The sequence below is a fragment of the Pseudomonas sp. NPDC087697 genome (assembly GCF_044743155.1).
Lineage (GTDB): Bacteria > Pseudomonadota > Gammaproteobacteria > Pseudomonadales > Pseudomonadaceae > Aquipseudomonas.
Window position 1 is genome coordinate 36706 of sequence record NZ_JBIUVW010000013.1, and the last position, 18886, is coordinate 55591.

General features: G+C 59.7%; 19 protein-coding genes. 11 read left to right on the forward strand and 8 right to left on the reverse strand.

Annotation, left to right across the window (positions count from 1 at the left end):
- Positions 1-125 precede the first annotated feature (125 nt).
- The 3 genes from ACIPIN_RS12070 to dinG form a co-directional block, all read right to left on the reverse strand.
- The gene (locus ACIPIN_RS12070) at positions 126-1271 is read right to left on the reverse strand and encodes a serine hydrolase domain-containing protein (RefSeq protein ID WP_401118760.1); all 1146 of its coding nucleotides are present in this window, start codon (positions 1269-1271) and stop codon (positions 126-128) included.
- A gap of 159 nt (positions 1272-1430) precedes the next feature.
- Complete coding sequence (locus tag ACIPIN_RS12075) at positions 1431-3818, reverse strand: beta-galactosidase (protein WP_401118762.1); 2388 nt, start codon at positions 3816-3818, stop codon at positions 1431-1433.
- Positions 3819-3912: 94 nt separating this feature from the next.
- Positions 3913-6057, reverse strand: coding sequence for an ATP-dependent DNA helicase DinG (dinG, locus tag ACIPIN_RS12080; RefSeq protein ID WP_401118764.1), 2145 nt, complete (start codon positions 6055-6057; stop codon positions 3913-3915).
- Between the two features lie 99 nt (positions 6058-6156).
- Between dinG and ACIPIN_RS12085 the strand changes: the two genes are divergently transcribed.
- On the forward strand, positions 6157-6621 hold the full coding sequence (locus ACIPIN_RS12085; RefSeq protein WP_401118767.1) for a CopD family protein: 465 nt from the start codon (positions 6157-6159) through the stop codon (positions 6619-6621).
- Positions 6622-6751: 130 nt separating this feature from the next.
- Here ACIPIN_RS12085 and ACIPIN_RS12090 read toward each other — a convergent pair whose 3' ends face one another.
- Positions 6752-7510, reverse strand: a complete 759-nt coding sequence (locus ACIPIN_RS12090) for a collagen-like protein (protein ID WP_401118769.1) — start codon at positions 7508-7510, stop codon at positions 6752-6754.
- Positions 7503-7781 (reverse strand): DUF1145 domain-containing protein, encoded by a 279-nt coding sequence (locus ACIPIN_RS12095; RefSeq protein ID WP_401118771.1) that lies wholly within the window; start codon positions 7779-7781, stop codon positions 7503-7505. Before ACIPIN_RS12095 ends, ACIPIN_RS12090 begins: the two co-directional genes overlap by 8 nt.
- Positions 7782-8034: 253 nt before the next feature.
- On the opposite strand from ACIPIN_RS12095, the gene ACIPIN_RS12100 reads away from it, so the two are divergent.
- The 4 genes from ACIPIN_RS12100 to ACIPIN_RS12115 all read left to right on the forward strand — a co-directional run bounded on the left by ACIPIN_RS12100 (position 8035) and on the right by ACIPIN_RS12115 (position 9844).
- The gene (locus ACIPIN_RS12100; RefSeq protein ID WP_401118772.1) at positions 8035-8532 is read left to right on the forward strand and encodes a DUF6231 family protein; all 498 of its coding nucleotides are present in this window, start codon (positions 8035-8037) and stop codon (positions 8530-8532) included.
- Between the two features lie 4 nt (positions 8533-8536).
- Entirely contained in the window at positions 8537-9013 is a 477-nt protein-coding gene (locus ACIPIN_RS12105; RefSeq protein WP_401118774.1) for a YchJ family protein, read from the forward strand.
- 121 nt (positions 9014-9134) lie between these two features.
- The gene (locus tag ACIPIN_RS12110) at positions 9135-9620 is read left to right on the forward strand and encodes an LEA type 2 family protein (protein WP_401118777.1); all 486 of its coding nucleotides are present in this window, start codon (positions 9135-9137) and stop codon (positions 9618-9620) included.
- Positions 9621-9625: 5 nt separating this feature from the next.
- Positions 9626-9844 (forward strand): SEC-C metal-binding domain-containing protein, encoded by a 219-nt coding sequence (locus ACIPIN_RS12115; protein WP_046046248.1) that lies wholly within the window; start codon positions 9626-9628, stop codon positions 9842-9844.
- 116 nt (positions 9845-9960) lie between these two features.
- Here the strand turns inward: ACIPIN_RS12115 and ACIPIN_RS12120 are convergent, their stop codons facing one another.
- Complete coding sequence (locus tag ACIPIN_RS12120) at positions 9961-10518, reverse strand: cysteine hydrolase family protein (protein ID WP_401118945.1); 558 nt, start codon at positions 10516-10518, stop codon at positions 9961-9963.
- A gap of 260 nt (positions 10519-10778) precedes the next feature.
- Between ACIPIN_RS12120 and ACIPIN_RS12125 the strand changes: the two genes are divergently transcribed.
- The 6 genes from ACIPIN_RS12125 (at position 10779) to ACIPIN_RS12150 (ending at position 17668) form a co-directional block, all read left to right on the forward strand.
- Positions 10779-13229 (forward strand): penicillin acylase family protein, encoded by a 2451-nt coding sequence (locus tag ACIPIN_RS12125; protein WP_401118780.1) that lies wholly within the window; start codon positions 10779-10781, stop codon positions 13227-13229.
- 241 nt (positions 13230-13470) lie between these two features.
- On the forward strand, positions 13471-14250 hold the full coding sequence (locus ACIPIN_RS12130; RefSeq protein ID WP_401118782.1) for a transporter substrate-binding domain-containing protein: 780 nt from the start codon (positions 13471-13473) through the stop codon (positions 14248-14250).
- 58 nt (positions 14251-14308) lie between these two features.
- Positions 14309-15037: an ABC transporter permease gene (locus tag ACIPIN_RS12135; protein ID WP_401118784.1), complete on the forward strand. Its 729-nt coding sequence runs from the start codon at positions 14309-14311 to the stop codon at positions 15035-15037.
- Entirely contained in the window at positions 15034-15744 is a 711-nt protein-coding gene (locus ACIPIN_RS12140) for an ABC transporter permease (RefSeq protein ID WP_401118787.1), read from the forward strand. The genes ACIPIN_RS12135 and ACIPIN_RS12140 overlap by 4 nt, the downstream gene beginning before the upstream one ends.
- Positions 15745-15771: 27 nt before the next feature.
- A complete protein-coding gene (locus ACIPIN_RS12145) occupies positions 15772-16890 on the forward strand; it encodes a succinylglutamate desuccinylase/aspartoacylase family protein (RefSeq protein WP_401118789.1) in 1119 nt (372 codons plus the stop codon).
- A 13-nt stretch (positions 16891-16903) separates the two neighbouring features.
- Positions 16904-17668, forward strand: coding sequence for an ABC transporter ATP-binding protein (locus tag ACIPIN_RS12150; RefSeq protein WP_401118790.1), 765 nt, complete (start codon positions 16904-16906; stop codon positions 17666-17668).
- 33 nt (positions 17669-17701) lie between these two features.
- Here ACIPIN_RS12150 and ACIPIN_RS12155 read toward each other — a convergent pair whose 3' ends face one another.
- Both ACIPIN_RS12155 and dcd read right to left on the reverse strand, forming a co-directional pair.
- Complete coding sequence (locus ACIPIN_RS12155) at positions 17702-17920, reverse strand: hypothetical protein (RefSeq protein ID WP_071551564.1); 219 nt, start codon at positions 17918-17920, stop codon at positions 17702-17704.
- Positions 17921-18027: 107 nt separating this feature from the next.
- Complete coding sequence (gene dcd / locus ACIPIN_RS12160; protein WP_401118794.1) at positions 18028-18594, reverse strand: dCTP deaminase; 567 nt, start codon at positions 18592-18594, stop codon at positions 18028-18030.
- Positions 18595-18886 lie beyond the last annotated feature (292 nt).

The following is an 18886-nucleotide window of genomic DNA, read 5'->3' on the forward strand; positions in this document are numbered from 1 at the left end:
AGATAGAAAGCTGTGGGTCACTACGACCCGTATAAAACAGACGCTATGAAACTATAGAAGCCACAGGGTTCCGTCCTGCGACCATTGGGCAAGTTTTTTTCGAAAAAATGCCTTACAGCCACCCTTTACAGACAAGCGGCCAAAACCCGCACAAGCTTCTGCGCACGCGGATCCATCAACACGTATGGCCCAAGGGTATTGGTCACAAAACCGAAGGCCACATCGTGTTCCGGGTCAGCGAAACCGATGGAGCCACCAGCACCCGGATGACCAAACGCTCGAGGGCCGAGGCCAAAGGTCGCGTTGGGTACGTCCGGTTGATCGAGCATGCAACCCAGACCGAAACGGGTCCGGGTCAGTAAAGTCTTGTCTTCGCCCAGGCTGTGCTCGCGAGTCAGTTCCTGGAGCATCTCGCTTTCCAGCAGGCTGCCATCAAGCAGACCACTGTAGAACCCGGCCAAGCTGCGAGCATTACCGTGGCCATTCGCTGCCGGCTGTTGCATTCGACGCCATTCGGGCTTGTTAGTGCTGGTCATGATCGACGGCGGGTTGGTGAAGGCCCGGGTGGTCATGGCCGTCGGCTCACGCAGGGTCACTTGCAACAAGCGCTGCGCCGCCGCATCACCAACATTGCCTTTACCGCGTGAGATGTGTGCCACGCGATGAAACTCTTCATCTGCCAGGCCGACATGAAAATCCAGCCCCAGCGGCCGCGCAACACGCGCCACGATCGACTCGCCCGGACTACGGCCATCAGCGCGGCGCAACAACTCCCCAACCAGCCAGCCATAGGTGATCGCCGCATAACCATGGCCTTCGCCCGGTGTCCACCAAGGCGCTTCGGCAGCTAGCGCGTCAACCATGGTTTGCCAGTTGTAGAGGGCTTCAGGTGGTAGCAGCTCGCGCAGGGCCGGCAGACCGGCCTGATGGCAGAGCAGCTGGCGTAAAGTGACTGCTTCTTTGCCGGCAGCGGCGAATTCCGGCCAGTACCTGGCGACCGGCACATCGAGCTGTAACTTGCCTTCGGCGACCAGTTGCAGGGCAGTAACGGCGGTAAACGTCTTGGTGCAGGAGAACAGATTGGCGATGGTGTCGCTGTGCCAGGCATCGCTACCGTCCTTGTCGGCGGTACCGGCCCAGAGGTCGACAACGGTTTCGCCGCCGATCTGAATGCACAATGCCGCACCGCGTTCCTGAGGATCGTCGAAAAGTGCGGCGAAAGCTTCGCGCACCGCTTCGAATTTAAGCTCGTAATGACCCTGAATCTGCACCCGTAACTCCCCAGAAAAGCGTTTCGACACAATGACCTGCATTGTTCCAGCCCTTGAAGGATTTGGGAACAGGGGCAGGCTGGGCGGTTGCCCTTATCGTTGATCGGTCAACGATAAAAAGATCGCAGCCTGCGGCAGCTCCTACAGAGGCTGCGGGCTTTAATGACCATTGCCGGAATGCCCACCCGTATGGCCGGCGCCCAGCCCTGCACCCTTGCTGTCGCGGCCTTTTTTCCCGCCTGCGTCTTCATGACTGGCACTTTCGGCTTTATCTGCCGCAGCCTTGGCCTTCTCGGCCTCTTTGCCGAGTTGATCGACGGCCTGCAAGTTGGCCTTGCGCACGCTCTCGACAAAGCCCTGGAACGGCAGATCGGTGATTCCGACCAGACCGAAATGACCGTTTTCACCGTCCAGCAGACGGCCGGTCACCGGTTGATCGAGGTACTGGAACCAATGCACGCCGACAATCGACGGTTCACTCACCGCTTGCTTTACGAAATTGGCGTAGGCCGGCCCACGGTCCTCTTCCTTCGCCAGTTCCGTCACACCGCCCCAGAACGGACCGCGATCTCGCGAGCCGAAGTTGAATTCGGTGATCAGCACCGGTTTGTCCAGCGCCTGTAGCTTGGCGAAGTCATAACCGTCCTGAGGTTTAAGCGTGTACATGTTGAAGCTCAGGACGTCGCAATACTGCGCGCAAGACTCGACAGCCTCAGGTGTGCTGATGGCAAACCGGCCACCGAGCAGCAGGTGGTTGGGAGCGTGCCATTTCAGCGAATCGGCAATGGTCTTGAAGTAGGTATCGGCGAAGACTTTCTGGAAATATTTGAAGTCGGTTTCGATTTCCGGGTGCTCCGGACTTGGCAGAGGCGGCACGAAACCCGGATCTTCCATCAGTTCCCAGGCTGGCAGATCAATGCCCCAGGCTTTCGACAGCCCTTCCTGGTTACGGTATTTGTCGCGCAATTGCTTGAGGAACGCCCGTTTGGCCGGCACGTCGGTAGTCATTTTCAAGGTGCCATACGCCAGCGCATAGCGGGCCTTCGGATCATCGCCGGGACCGGCCCAAGCCAGTTCGTTATCGGCGAAGTAACCGATCAGCCATGGATCGTCGCGGTGATCGCGAGCAGCAATGGCCACGGCACGCTCGGTGGCCATGGCGAAACGTGGGTCGAACGGATCGGGCATACCGCCCCACCAATCGGTGCCGGTACTGATGCTTGCGTAATCGCCGACGATGGACAGCGGCAAGGTGTACGGCACGCGATCATTCAGGCCCAGAGCCGGGGCGCTCCAGTCGCCGATAGTGTTGAAACCCCAGGCTTGCAGACGGTCGAGGGTATGGCCGGTCCAGCGCTTTTCATCGAACGCAGGGGACGCGCACGGCGTTGCGGCAGTGTCGGCCTTGGCTTCGTCTGCCTTGGTTTCACTCACCACCGCACACGGTTGGCCATAGGTGCGCTGCAGGTTAGCGCCATAAAAGTCATACCAGCGACCCGCATTGAATCCCCGCCCCTGATCAGCACCATTGCCCCCCCGGTTGTTACCTTCACCGTAATGGCTGGCCAATGGCTCGTCGCTGGCGGGCAACGACTCGAACATGGCTTCGCGCCCGGCGACGTAGGTCTGGCTGGTGTCGGCGGTCACTGTATTGACCCCCAGGGAATAGAACGGGTGGCCTTCCGGTGTCACCAGATACCAGCGACCATCACGCTTTTCAGTACGGAAGAAGCCACTGGCCTTGAAGGCCGGGCCTTTACTCCAGCCGCCGAACTTGTCCAGGGACGAGCGTTCACGCTCGGCCAGCCAGGTTTTCAGTTGCTGTTGTTCTTTATTCGCCGCGGCTTTGAGCTGCTCGTTGCTGGCGACTTTTTCCGGCCATTTCGCACGAGTGGACTGACCATAAGTGTCCACTAACGAGCCGTAGGCAGCTTTGAACACCGCCTCTGCGTCCTGCACACCAAAGCGCTCCAGCATGATGCTCTGAGCGACTTTTGGCTGATCCATCGACAACGTCACCGACACCACCTGGCTGCGATCCAGTTCACCCGCGCTGCTGGCCAGCAATACGCGCTGGCCTTCGACGGTCATCGGCATCGGCGGCCCGGCTTTCATGCCCTGGCTCAGCGGCGAACTCGGTGTCAGGGGGACCAGCAAGGTTTGCGCAGGCCCGGCCGGCAGATCGATGCGGCTGACCAGGGTCTTGCCGTCGTTGCTCTGGATTTTCACGTAGAGCGTTACGGCCCAGTTCATCGCGCTCTGGATGCGCAAGCTCATGACACCGGACTGCGACCAGTCCCAGGCGCCAGTTTGCGGGGTCAGGCGCAGATTCGGTTGCGCCGCCGGATTGAAGGTCACCCGACGCAGCACTTCACCCTCAGCCGTTTGCTCTGCATTGGATTGCGGCAGGCTGGCGTCCTGAGTCGCCACCTGGACCACATCGGCGGGCCGGACAAAGTTGAACAGCGTCTGTTGTCCGGCCGGAGCCGCCAGCAGTGGCGCAGCGAACATCAGGGCAAAAACAGCGGGTAACGAACGGCGAATCATATGAACCAGGTTCTCCCTAACGACCAGTGAACGGCCTGTGTGGAATCGGTGACGGGGGATAGACAACGAAGTGGGCGATTTCGCCCACCGTGTCTCAAGATATTTCGCGGCGAAACGGCGGCAGCGCATTGAGGATCGCTTTGCCGTAGCGTTGCGTGACCAGACGCCGGTCAAGCAAGGTGATGGTGCCGCGATCCTCTTCGGTGCGCAGCAGGCGCCCGCAGGCCTGAACCAGCTTGAGCGAAGCGTCCGGCACGGAGATTTCCATGAAGGGGTTACCGCCCCGGGCTTCGATCCATTCAGCCAATGCAGCTTCAACCGGATCGTCCGGCACCGAGAACGGGATCTTGGCTATCACCACGTGCTCACAGTAAGCGCCCGGCAAGTCGACACCTTCGGCGAAACTCGCCAGACCGAACAGCACACTGGAGTCGCCGCCATCGACGCGCGCCTTGTGCTTGTTCAGGGTTTCCTGTTTCGACAGGTTGCCTTGAATGAACACTTGCTTGCGCCAGTCACGGTCCAGGCCGTCGAACACGTCCTGCATCTGTTTACGCGAAGAAAACAGCACCAGCGTGCCGCGCGAGCCTTCGACCAGTTCCGGCAGATCGCGGATGATCGCTGCAGTATGAGCCGGTGCGTCCCGTGGGTCGGCGCGCAGGTCCGGGACCCGCAGCACGCCAGCGTCGGCATGATGGAACGGGCTCGGCACCACCGCCGTCACGGCTTTTTTCGGCAGACCGGCGCGCATGCGGAAACGGTCGAAGGTGCCCAGTGCGGTCAAGGTGGCCGAAGTCACCAGCGCACCGTATGCCACATTCCACAGGTTACGTCGGAGCATTTCCGCCGCCAGGATCGGGCTGGCGTTGACCTCGATGTCGAACAGCGAACCACTTTCGGCCAGGGTCAGCCAGCGCGCCATCGGCGGATTGTCTTCCGGGTCTTCGGCGGTGAATGCCGTCCACAGCTCCCAGTTGCCCTGAGAACGGGACAGCAGACTGCCGAACAGCGGATACCACTCTTCGGCCTGATTGCTGGCGATGCCGATGTTGACCTCGCCATCCATGCCTTCCTTCAGCAGCTCGGTGAGCCGGGTAAAGACATCGGTCAGGCGTGAAAAGCCTTTCTTCAGTTCGATGCCCATTTCGCGCATATGCTCGGGAATCACCCCGCCGACGAAGCGATGACGCGGCCGTTCGCGGCCCTCGACGTCTTCGCCGGGCTTGAAATCGGCAACCTGTTCGCAGGCGGTGAACATGAACTGCTGCTGGGTCTTGATCTCGCGCGCCAGCTCCGGCACTTGCTCGATCAGCTTGCCCAGGTCGCCGGGCAGCGGGTGCTGGGCCAGCAATTTGGTGAGGTTCTTGGCGGTCGCTTCCAGCCAATCGGCGGTGGAGCGCAAACGCGTGTAATGGGCGAAGTGGCCGATCGCCTTGTCTGGCAAGTGGTGACCTTCGTCAAACACGTAAATCGTATCGCGCGGGTCGGGCAGAACAGCACCGCCGCCCAATGCCAGGTCGGCCAGGACCATGTCGTGGTTGGTGACGATGACGTCGACCTTGCCCATGCCTTCGCGGGCCTTGTAGAAGGCGCACTGACCGAAGTTGGGACAATGACGGTTGGTGCACTGACTGTGATCGGTGGTCAGCCGTGCCCAGTCCGCATCCTCAAGGGCCGTGGACCAACTGTCGCGGTCGCCATCCCACTTATTGCCGGCAAGCTTTTCGATCATGCTGGTAAACAGCTTCTGACTGGCTTCATCGACCTCGATCTTGAAGCCTTCTTCTTCGAACAGCTGCGCGGTAGCGGTTTGCGCGTGGCCTTCCTGCAACAGCATGTCGAGCTTGGACAGGCACATGTAGCGGCCACGGCCCTTGGCCAGCGCGAAGCTGAAATTCAGCCCGCTGTTGCGCATCAGGTCCGGCAGGTCCTTGTAGACAATCTGTTCCTGCAGGGCGACGGTCGCCGTGGCGATTACCAGGCGTTTGCCGGCGGCCTTGGCGCTCGGAATCGCCGCCAGGCTGTAGGCCACGGTTTTCCCGGTACCGGTGCCGGCTTCCACCGCGACAATCGCGGGGTCGCCACTGCGCCGGCCTTCGTCGTCGGTGTCGATGTCACCGAGGACCTTGGCAATTTCAGCGATCATCAGGCGTTGGCCGTAGCGCGGCTTGAGGCTCTTGGCTTCGAGAAAACGCGAGTAGGCGCCCTGGATCGTGGTTTTAAGTTCGGTGCTGATCATGGATTGTCGGGCGCAAAAAACGCTGGATAAATTTTCAGTGGTTCGGTTCGGCCGCTATCATACCCCGCTAATTAATCCCGCGCAGAACGGAGTACCTCAATGACACCTTTCGCCCTCATTTATACCCTGCATGTGCTGGCCGCCCTGATCTGGGTCGGCGGCATGTTTTTCGCCTGGATGGTCCTGCGCCCCGCCGCGATGAAGGCACTTGAGGGGCCTGCGCGACTGAAGCTGTGGGTAGAAGTGTTTCAACGTTTTTTTGTCTGGGTCTGGATCGCCGTGGTGATCTTGCCGATCAGTGGCGTCGGGCTGATTTATCTGCGCTTCAGCGGCTTTGAAACCGCGCCGCGTTATGTGCAGATCATGATGGGATTGTATCTGGTGATGACCGCGCTGTTTATCCGCATTCAGGCGTTGAAACTGCCGGAGTTGCGTAACGCGGTGCTGGCCGAGGATTGGCCGACGGGTGCGGCGACCCTGGGCAAGATTCGGCGCTTGGTAGGGATCAATCTGCTGTTGGGGTTGCTGCTGGTGGCGGTGGCTTCGGCTCGGCCGATGCTTTAAAAGCATCGCGGGCAAGCCTTGCTCCTACAGGTTTTGTGTCGTTTATCAATCATGCAATCGACCCAAATCCGTAGGAGCAAGGCTTGCCCGCGATGACAATTCATCAGGCAACACACATTACAAAAGCTGCTTACAACCGCTGCACCGTCACCGCACCGGCTGCTCCGGCAGGGCCTGGCTGACCTTGCGCACCCGCCCGGCCGCTCTTGCCGCCGTCGGTACGGTAGACGAAGCAACCTTTGGCCTCGCCGCCGGCGCCCGGCTTGCCACCGGCTCCGGCCACGCCACCGGCGCCACCGTCGACCAGCACCTTGATCTGCTGGGCCGGATAATCACGTGGTAACTCCACACGCACTTGCGCGCCCGGCGCACCGGCACGACCATCACCGCCGTTATCGCCATCAGCCCCACGCCCGGCCTGGCCCCATGTGCAGCCTGGTTCCTCACCGTTGGCCCCATCGAGCCCGACGTAACCCGGCGCACCAGCTCCGCCGCGTGCATCTACCAACAACTCGGGAGCATTCAGCGAAGCAATCCGCACGTTCAGGTTTCGCCCGGCGCGAGCAGCCTTGAAATAGGTCCCCGGTGCGCCTCGGGAGGTGATCTGACTGCCACTGGAAAGCTGTGCACGACTGATCTTCAGTTCCAGGCTTTGCTCGCTGGGGACGATAGCGATCCGCGCCTCACGCCCCAGGCGCAACTCGCCAACGCTCAGTTCGGTCACATTGGAGGGGATCAGCAGCGTGCCATAGTCGGCGACTTCCAGACGCTCCAGCTGCAAGGTGCTGGCGGTATTGGGCAAACGCAGCAATGAGTTGGTCTCGACCGTGACCACCTGGGCCGTCGCCAACGGGCTGATCAAAACGGCGAGCAGGCAGAGCTTACGCATGGCGGACCTCCGCAGCTGAAGGGGTCGCAATGGCTTGTATATGGAAGATACCGACAACGAGGATCTGCAAGCGGTCACGCCACGGATGAGCCCGCTCGTTGAGGTTGCGGTTATAGAGCACCAGCTCCACAAAATGGGTCATCAGTAACAGGCTGGCGACCAGATTGACCATAAGATGAAACGGACTGATCAACGGACTGATCAGATTGACCAGCACCACCAGCCAGAACAACAGGGTCAAACACTTCCCCAAGCCCCAAAGCACCTTCATATACGCTCCCGCAGATCATTATTCTTTGCGCGCACAGTACCGACTTCCGCTAGGGATAAGCCAGAGGCCAGCGAAAAATCTTCTGAACGGGCGGTCTAGGGCCCCGAGACTGTCAATCAGCGGCCAGTCATCCGTTCGACCCGACGGTTGTTTTGCCCCGTGTTTACGGTAGACCTCGCCATTGTCTGCAAACCGGCTCTAGGCCCGGAGGTTCGAGCAGGCTAGTCTTTGCAGATCTGATTGAGGATCTTCGATGACCGCAGGTATTTCTTCGCGCACACCCCAGCAAGCACTCGCCGCCTTGCTCGACCGTTATGCGCCACAACGTCTGTTGCTGATCGGCGCCAGCGACTTCCCCGCGCTGGAAGCCTTCAAGCTCGCGCACCCGGATGCCTGCGTCGCTCAAGTCGCACCCGGTCCGCTGCCACCTGCACTTGCCGCGCAACGCTTCGACCTGGCGTTGGCACTCGATTGCCTTGAGCATCTGCCCAAACGCGATGGCCTGAACCTGCTCGGCGGGATTCGCAATCTCAACGCCAGCCGCATTGCCGTGCTTGCAGATCTGAAAGCCTGCGGTTGGCAAGAAACCGACTTCTTTTCCCTGGCACTGCAAGCCAGCGAACGCTTCCAGCGCGACGAACAGGTCCTGACACTGTTCACCTACGATCTGCTTGACTACAAACAAGTACCCGACTGGCTCAATTCACGATTCTGGGCCAACCCGGAAAACTTCGGAAAATACTGGTGGTAACGCGATGAGTACATCCATTTGCCCGTGCGGCAGTGGCACCCTGCTGGATGCCTGCTGCGGCCACTACCACGCCGGCCACCCCGCGCCGTGCGCCGAAGCCTTGATGCGTTCGCGCTACAGCGCCTATGTGCTGGGCCTGATCGACTATCTGGTGGCCACCACCCTGCCCGCCCAACAGGCTGGACTGGATCGCCAGTCGATCAGCGACTGGAGCGCGCAAAGCACCTGGCTTGGCCTTGAAGTGGAAAGCTCCGAGGTATTCGGTGGCCAGCCCGAACATGCGTTCGTCACCTTCACCGCACGCTGGCACGACAGCACCGGCGAGCACAGCCACCGCGAACGTTCATCCTTTGTGCAAAACGCCGGGCGCTGGTACTTCATCGACCCGACTGTGCAGCTCAAGGCCGGGCGCAATGATGCATGCCCTTGTGCCAGCGGGCAGAAATTCAAGAAATGCTGCGCGAGTTATTTCACTGCTTGAGGTGCCCCTAAAAGATCGCAGCCTTCGGCAGCGCCTACAGGGTGTACGCCATTCCATGTAGGAGCTGCCGAAGGCTGCGATCTTTTAGGACTAGACTAGGGTTCAAGGGGGAAGCATCACTATGACCAGTCAGCGGCGCGCCTTACAAACCGTCACCCTGCTCGTAATGCTGGGGCTCAGCGGCTGCGCGTCCTGGTTCGCTGACGACACCCTCGACCCGCAAGTCCATCTGCTCAAAGTCGAAGTGGTGCGCGCCAAACTCCTTGAGCAGAAATTCATGCTGTATTTTCGCGTCGACAACCCCAACGACTCCGACCTTATCGTTCGCGGCCTGGTGTACCGGATTCATTTGAGCGAGTTCCTGCTGGCCGAAGGCGAGTCCAGCGAATGGTTCACTGTCGACCCGAAAAGCAGCAGCTATTTCCAGGTGCCGATTCGTACCAACCTCTGGCAACACCTGCGCGACGTGGTGAAATTGCTGAAGAAACCTGACCAGCCGATCCCCTATCGCCTGGAAGGTGAGTTGAAAACCGGATTATTGTTTGGCAATGACGTGCACCAGGCCCGTTATGGCGAGATAATTCCCGGCGATTTTATTCCGGAGTAACCTCGATGACCCAGCAACCCCATGTCCATGGCCCTGACTGCAACCACGATCATGACCATCACGACCACCATGACCACCATGATCACGACCATGGCCATGTTCACGGCCCGAACTGCGGCCACGCTCACCAGGAGCCGGTGCGCAACGCGTTGAAAGACGTCGGCCGCAACGACCCTTGCCCATGCGGCAATGGCAAGAAATTCAAGAAGTGCCACGGTGCTTGATGCGTTAGCCAAACGTGCGCTTTGTAGGAGCATGGCTTGCCAGCGATGAACGATGACGCGCAATGCCTCGGATACCGAGGTGCCCCTATCGCGGGCAAGCCTTGCTCCTACAGGGTTTAATCAGCCATCAGAATCTCGGTGGTGCAAACCACCGTCGCGTATTCCCCGTGCAGATTGCCCAGCGACATGGCATGCACCTCCTGCGCCGAATGCTTCTTGCCGAAGAAGTCGACCTTGTCGAAGGTGTAGCAGGCGTCTTCCACGACCCAGGTTTCAAACCCCAGATTGCCCCCCGTACGCGCCGTGGACTCGACCGAGTTGTGGGTCGCCACGCCGACAATGATCAGTTGTTCGATCCCCGCTTCACACAAACTCGCCGCAAGCGTCGTCCCACAGAATGCATCCGGGACCTGCTTCTGGATCACCCGCTCGCCCGATTGCGGCTCGAACCGTACCTGAAACTCGACACCCGACTGCTGCGGCCAGAACACGGATTCCGGCGAGCGGGACAAGTGCTGCACATGAATCACCGGTCGCGCCATACGCCGCCATTCGCTCAGCAGCTCAGCTATGCGCTCCTCGGCGCCTGGGTTGTTGCGTGGTCCGAGTTTGGGGTGGTGAATGCCTTTTTGCTGATCGATAAGGATAAGTGCGGCGTTAGCCTGAAGTTCCATGGCGGGTTTTCTCTTGCACAGGTCATTGAATTTTCCACACTTGAGCATCAGCTCTTGCTCCAGGCAAGTCATCGTGAACGCCAATCCCCTGAAAACAGCGCAGTCCCCTGTGGCGCGGGAGCAAGCTCCCTCACCACAAGCGTCAATTTCTGTGATTTATCGGACAAACCTTGAAATAAGATCGGCACCCGCTTGCGCGGCCTTCTCCTGCTCTCTAACGTAGCGCCTTTAATCGGTACGACCCCCGCAGGAGCTTTGCCATGGCCTCGCCAGCCCTTACATCTTTTCTTCCCCGGTTAGGCGTTGCCGCAGCAGTGGCCAGTGTGCTCAGCCTCACCGGTTGCCAGACCTGGAATGCCCAGGACAGCCTGCCACCGACCGCAGGCGTGCAGCCGCTCAAAGGGTTGGCGCAGAACGTTTCGGTGCGCCGCAATGCCATGGGCATGCCACTGATCGAGAGCAACACATTCCACGATGCGCTGTTCACCCTCGGTTACGTACACGCCAGTGATCGCATCAGCCAGATGGTCACCATGCGCCTGCTGGCCCAGGGTCGTCTGTCGGAGATGTCGGGCGCAGAGATGCTGGATGCTGACCGCTACATGCGTGCGGTCAACCTGAAGAAAAGCGCTGACGAGCTCTACAAAGCCTCCTCACCACGCCTGAAACGCTTCTTTGAAGTCTATGCACGCGGGGTCAACGCCTACCTGTTCCGCTATCGCGACAAGCTGCCGTCGGACCTGGCCGCCACTGGCTACAACCCGGAATACTGGAAACCGGAAGATTCGGCGCTGATTTTCTGCCTGCTGAACTTCAGCCAGTCAGCCAACCTGCCGCAAGAAATCGCCTCGCTGGTGATGGCGCAAACCGTCACTACAGACAAACTCGCGTGGCTGTCGCCGTCCTATCCCGATGAAAAACTGCCGTTCGCCGAAGCTGAAAAGCTTAAAGATGTGAAGCTCAACGGTACGATCCCGGGCCTGACCGAACTCAGCAAAGCCAGCGATCAGTTGTCCGCACTGAATCTGCTCGGCGCCACGGCCTCGAACAACTGGGCGATTGCCCCGCAACGCAGCCGCAGCGGCAAAAGCCTGCTGGCCAGCGACAGCCAATTCCCGATTGGCGTGCCGTCGCTGTGGAGTTACGTGCAAATTCGTGCGCCGAAGTACCAGGCTGCCGGGGTTTCCATCGCGGGTATTCCGATGGTCCTTGGCGGATTCAACGGCAAGGTGGCCTGGAGCATGACCGCGGTCATGGGCGATAACCAGGACCTGTTCCTCGAAAAGCTCAAGCGTCAGGGCAATGGCCTTGCCTACGAAGTCGCGGGCAAATGGCAACCGGCGATGGTTCGCAACGAAACCTACTTCGTCAAAGGTCAGCGGCCGATTCGCGAAGTCGTGTACGAAACCCGCCACGGCCCACTGCTCAACAGTGCCCAAGGCAGTGCACTGGACAATGGTTTCGGTCTGGCATTGCAGATGCCGAACCTTACGGACGACAAGAGCCTGGATGCCTTCTTCGACCTGTCACGAGCGCAGACCGTAGAGAAAGCCTCGGACGCCAGCCGTGAGATCCGCGCCATTGCCTTGAACATGGTGTTCGCCGACGCCAGCCATATCGGCTGGCAAGTCACCGGACGTTTCCCGAACCGCCGCGAAGGTGAAGGTTTACTGCCATCGCCCGGCTGGGAAGGTCGTTACGACTGGGACGGCTATGCCGACCCGATGCTTCACCCTTACGACCAGGACCCGGCCCAGGGCTGGGTCGGCACCGCCAACCAGCGGGTCATCCCCCACGGTTACGGCATGCAGCTGTCCAATTCCTGGGCCGCACCTGAGCGCAGCGAGCGTATCGCCGAGCTGGCGGGTGCCGGCAAGCACGACAGCCGCAGCATGATTGCCATGCAGTACGATCAGACCACGCTGTTCGCCGCCAAACTGAAAAAGATGTTTGAAGCGCCGGGCATGTCCCAGCCGCTCAAACAGGCGATCAACGCACTGCCCGCCGCTGACGCCAGCAAAGCGCGTGAAGCGTTCAGCCGCTTGATGGCGTTCGATGGCAAGCTCAGCGCGACCTCGACCGACGCTGCAATCTACGAGCTGTTCCTGCAAGAAAGCATGAAGCAGATCTTCCTCGACGAACTCGGCCCGGAGTCCAGCCCGACGTGGAAGGCCTTCGTCGCCAACGGCAAATTGTCCTACTCGGCCCAGGCCGACCATTTGCTGGGCCGCGAAGACAGCCCGTTCTGGGATGACATCCGCACGCCGCAGAAAGAAGACAAGCCGGCCATTCTCGCCCGCAGCCTGGCCGCGGCCATCACTGCCGGCGAAAGCCAGATGGGCGCCGACCACAAAGCCTGGCAGTGGGGCAAACTGCACCACTACGAATGGAAAAACACCCGAGGCCAGACCGTGCGCGGCGCCGTATCAGCCGGAGGTGACCACAACACGTTGAATGCGGCCGCCTACACCTGGGGACAGGATTTCAACGTAACGCTGGTGCCGGCGATGCGCTTCATTGTCGACTTCGGCCAGGCCGAACCGCTGATGGGGCAGAACGGTACCGGCCAATCCGGTAACCCGGCCAGCCCGAACTATATCGACAGCATCGACCCGTGGCTCAAAGGCCAATACATGAGCTTGCCGATGCAACCGCAGAACTTCGACAAGGCGTATGGCAAGACGCGGCTGACCCTGGTACCTGGCAAGTAACGCGACGGCGATCTGTGGCGAAGGAGCTTGCTTCCTCGCCACAGATCGCTCTACTTTGGTGCGGCAAATTGTTAGCGCCCGTTTTCGGGCACGATTCCTCTCCAGGCGTGTCTTGAATCATCTTTTAAAACGCTTGTTCGGGACTCTGGTTCGGAAATTGCTACTTTCATAAGGTCTTACGCTTTCCAGTAACAATAATTCCGCGCCACAAGCGCTCATAATGGTTCTTAGGGATTGAATAATGAAAAAAGCATTGCTGACCCTTTCTGCACTGGCGTTGTGCATGGCCGCTGGTTCCGCACTGGCAAAGGAATACAAAGAACTGCGTTTTGGCGTTGACCCTTCCTACGCTCCGTTCGAGTCCAAAGCGGCCGACGGCAGCCTGGTGGGCTTCGACATCGATCTGGGCAACGCGATCTGCGCCGAGCTGAAGGTCAAGTGCAAATGGGTCGAAAGCGATTTCGACGGCATGATTCCGGGCCTCAAGGCCAATAAATTCGACGGTGTGATCTCCTCCATGACCGTCACCGAAGCCCGCGAAAAAGTCATCGACTTCTCCAGCGAGCTGTTCTCCGGCCCTACCGCACTGGTCTACAAGAAAGGCTCCGGCGTTTCTGACGTGGCCTCGCTCAAGGGTAAAAAGGTCGGCTACGAGCAAGGCACCATCCAGGAAGCCTACGCCAAGGCCGTGCTGGACAAGGCTGGCGTGACCACTCAGGCCTACGCCAACCAGGACCAGGTCTACGCCGACCTGACTTCCGGTCGTCTGGACGCCTCGATCCAGGACATGCTGCAAGCCCAACTGGGCTTTTTGAAGTCTCCACAAGGGGCTCCTTACGAAGTCAGCAAGCCGGTCAACGATCCTTTGCTGCCAGCCAAAACTGCTGTCGGTATCTCGAAAGGTAACAAAGAGCTCAAAGCCCTTCTCGATAAAGGTATCAAAGCGTTACACGATGATGGCACCTACACGACCATTCAAAAGAAACACTTCGGTGATCTGAATCTGTACAGCGGCAAATAATGCCCGGCGCCCATCCTCGTGATGGGCGCTTTTTTCACGCTATCAGGTCGCAGATTTTATGTTCGAAGAGCTATTACAAAACCTGGGGCTTTCTGCCTTCAGCTTGAAGGGCTTTGGCCCGCTGCTGATGCAAGGCACCTGGATGACCATCAAATTATCGGTGTTGTCGCTGCTGGTGGCCGTGTTGCTCGGCCTGCTCGGCGCCACTGCCAAACTCTCCAGCGTCAAACTGCTGCGGGTTCCGGCCCAGGTCTACACCACACTGATTCGCGGCGTGCCGGACCTGGTGTTGATGCTGCTGATTTTCTACAGCCTGCAAACCTGGCTGACTTCCCTGACCGACTTTATGGAATGGGAATACATCGAAATCAACCCATTCAGCGCCGGGGTCATCACCCTGGGCTTCATTTATGGCGCGTACTTCACTGAAACCTTTCGCGGCGCGATCCTTGCCGTGCCCAGGGGTCAGGTCGAAGCCGCCACTGCCTACGGCCTCAAACGCGGCCAGCGGTTCCGCTTCGTGGTGTTCCCGCAAATGATGCGTTTCGCCCTGCCGGGTATCGGTAACAACTGGATGGTGATGCTCAAGGCCACCGCGCTGGTGTCGATCATCGGCCTGGCCGATCTGGTCAAGGCCGCTCAGGACGCCGGTAAAAGCTCCTATCAACTGTTCTACTTCCTGGTGCTGGCCGCCTTGATTTACCTGCTGATCACCAGCGCTTCGAATTATGTCCTGCGCAGGCTAGAACGCCGTTATGCCGCCGGTGCCCGGGAGGCCATACGATGATCGATCTTCTACAGGACTACTGGAAACCGTTCCTTTACACCGACGGTTACCACATCACCGGCCTGGCCATGACCATGTGGCTGCTCAGCGCCTCGATCTTCATCGGCTTTCTGGTGTCGATCCCGCTGTCGATTGCCCGGGTTTCCCGCAAGCTCTACGTGCGTTTGCCGGTGCAGTTCTACACCTACCTGTTCCGTGGCACGCCGCTGTATATCCAGTTGCTGATTTGCTACACCGGGATCTACAGCCTGGCCGCGGTCCGCGCGCAGCCGGTGCTCGATGCGTTCTTTCGCGATGCAATGAACTGCACCATCCTCGCCTTTGCCCTGAACACCTGCGCTTACACCACGGAGATTTTCGCCGGGGCGATTCGCAGCATGGCCCATGGCGAAGTCGAAGCCGCGAAGGCCTACGGTCTGACGGGCTGGAAGCTCTATGCCTACGTGATCATGCCGTCGGCCCTGCGTCGCTCGTTGCCCTACTACAGCAACGAAGTGATCCTGATGCTGCACTCGACCACCGTAGCCTTCACCGCCACCGTCCCGGATATCCTGAAAGTCGCTCGCGACGCCAACTCGGCGACCTTTTTGACCTTTCAATCGTTCGGCATTGCCGCGCTGATCTACCTGACCGTCACCTTTGCGCTGGTCGGCCTGTTCCGACTCGCCGAACGCCGATGGCTGGCGTTCCTTGGGCCGACTCACTAGCTCTCCTGCTTCAGGACACAAAAGCAAATGCGCCACCAGATCCATGACCTGCTTGCCCCGCTGCCGGGCACTGCACGACAAATCCACAGCTTCCACTTCGGCCCGACCCAGGCCAAAGGCAAGATCTACATACAGTCCTCGCTGCACGCCGACGAAATGCCCGGAATGCTGGTGGCCTGGCACCTCAAGCTGCGCCTGGCGGAACTCGAAGCCGCCGGCCGTCTGCGCAGCGAGATTGTGCTGGTGCCCGTGGCGAACCCGATTGGTCTCGAACAAGTGTTGATGGACGTGCCTCTGGGCCGCTACGAGCTGGAAAGCGGACAGAACTTCAACCGCTGGTTCGTAGACCTCGGTGAAGAGATCGGCAACGAGATCGAAGGACAACTGAGCGACGACCCGCAGCACAACCTTGAGCTGATCCGCAGCGGCCTGCGCAACGCACTGGCTCGGCAGACCGCCAGCACGCAACTGCAATCCCAGCGCCTGACTTTGCAAACACTGGCCTGCGACGCCGACATGGTGCTCGACCTGCATTGTGATTTCGAAGCCGTCGCGCACCTGTACACCACGCCCGAGGCCTGGCCGCAGGTCGAGCCACTGGCACGCTATATCGGTGCAGAAGCCAGCCTGCTGGCCACCGACTCCGGCGGCCATTCGTTCGACGAGTGCTTCACCCTGGTCTGGTGGCAAATGCAAGAGCGCTTCGGTGAGCAGTTCGATATACCGCTGGGCAGCTTCTCGGTCACCGTCGAGTTGCGTGGTCAAGGCGACGTCAATCATCCGCTGGCCAGCCTCGACTGCCAGGCATTGATCGACTATCTGATTCATTTTGGGGCCATCGAAGGTGAGGCCGCGCCCTTGCCCGAACTGCCCTACCCCGCCACTCCGCTGGCTGCGGTAGAACCGGTCGCGACACCGGTCGGCGGTTTGCTGGTGTACAGCGTGCTGCCCGGCGAGTACCTGGAGGCGGGACAACTGATCGCCGAAATCATCGATCCGATCGGCGACCGCGTGACCCCGGTTCATTGCGCCAACGCCGGCCTGCTCTACGCCCGTTCGACCCGCCGGATGGCCACCGCCGGCATGGTGATCGCCCATGTTGCAGGCCTCGAAGCCTATCGCACCGGCTACCTACTTTCGCCTTGAGGATGCATGCCCCATGTACAAACTGACCATCGAAGGCCTGCATAAATGCTACGGCACCCATGAAGTGCTCAAGGGTGTTTCGCTCAAGGCCAAGACCGGTGACGTGATCAGCCTGATCGGCGCCAGCGGCTCGGGCAAAAGTACCTTTTTGCGCTGCATCAATTTTCTCGAACAACCCAACGACGGCGCCATGAGCCTGGACGGCCAAGCGGTCCGCATGATCAAGGACCACCACGGCATGCGGGTGGCTGACGAAGCCGAGTTGCAACGGATCCGTACCCGACTGGCGATGGTGTTCCAGCACTTCAACCTGTGGAGCCACATGACCGTGCTGGAAAACATCACCATGGCTCCGCGCCGGGTGCTGGGTGTCAGCAAGAAGGACGCTGACGATCGCGCCCGACGCTATCTGGACAAGGTCGGCCTGGCGGCCCGTGTGGCGGATCAATACCCGGCATTTCTGTCAGGTGGCCAACAACAGCGTGTCGCCATTGCCCGTGCGCTGGCGATGGAACCGGAAGTCATGCTGTTCGACGAACCGACCTCGGCGCTGGACCCGGAACTGGTGGGTGAAGTGCTCAAGGTGATCCAGGGCCTGGCCGAAGAAGGCCGGACCATGATCATGGTCACCCACGAAATGAGCTTTGCCCGCAAGGTGTCCAATCAGGTGCTGTTCCTGCATCAGGGACTGGTGGAGGAAGAAGGAGCACCCGAAGACGTGCTGGGCAATCCGAAAAGCGAACGCCTCAAGCAATTCCTTAGCGGCAACCTGAAATAACACCGGCCCAACTCCTCGGAAAATCGCTTTTCGTCAGGCAACTGGCGCGGGAGGCGGCTTATCCGGCAAGGTGGGTTCGCCAGGCTCGCCAGGTTCGGTCGGTTGTTCGTTCGGGGTATCGGGGTCGGGCTGACCAGGGATTCCGCCGGCCAGCGTGACAGGCGGATGCGCCAGCAATGACCAGGCCAGCAGGCCCACTTGATTGGGCTCAAGCCTTGCCAGTTCGGCACTGATTCGCGGATCGATCTTCATGAAGCACTCCTGAGCGATGGCCCGATGCGCCTTGCGCGCATCGAAGCAGTACACTCCATAGAGTGTACGCCCGCTCAGGAATTCCAACGGTTTGTCAGACGGCTGACTCAGGCACGCGGCAGGGTCACGCCACGCTGGCCCTGGTACTTGCCACCACGGTCCTTGTAGGACACTTCACACTCTTCATCAGATTCGAAGAACAGCATCTGTGCCACGCCTTCGTTGGCGTAGATCTTCGCCGGCAATGTGGTGGTGTTCGAGAACTCCAGGGTCACGTGGCCTTCCCACTCCGGTTCCAACGGCGTGACGTTAACGATGATGCCGCAGCGAGCGTAGGTGCTCTTGCCCAGGCAGATCGTCAGCACGTTGCGCGGAATACGGAAGAACTCGACGGTACGGGCCAGCGCGAACGAGTTCGGTGGAATGATGCAGACGTCGCTTTTGACGTCGACGAAGCTCTTCTCGTCGAAGTTCTTCGGATCGACGGTCGCCGAATTGATGTTGGTGAACACCTTGAATTCATCGGCGCAACGCACGTCGTAGCCGTAGCTCGACACACCGAAGGAAATCAGCCGGTCGGCGCCTTCGCCACGCATCTGGCGCTCTACGAAGGGCTCGATCATGCCGTGCTCTTGCGCCATGCGGCGAATCCACTTGTCCGATTTGATGCTCATGGCGGGTGTCCTGAATAGCGAGGTGGAAAAATTCTGTCCGGCATCTTACCGGGGCGCGCCGCCGGTTCAAAGTCCGGGGCACAATTCTCGCCGATCCCCCACGATTTCCGGGCCTTCGCGGCAATACAGCGCACCGTCAGTCATGAAAACAGAGAAACCTTCGCAAAGACCATTGGCACGTTCAGGAAAAAGGGTTAAGGTGGCGTCACTGTGCTGCTTGTGTCACTGAGAATCTCTACACGATATGTTGAATTTCGATCCAACCATCTACAAGAATTTTTCCTGCTCTTTG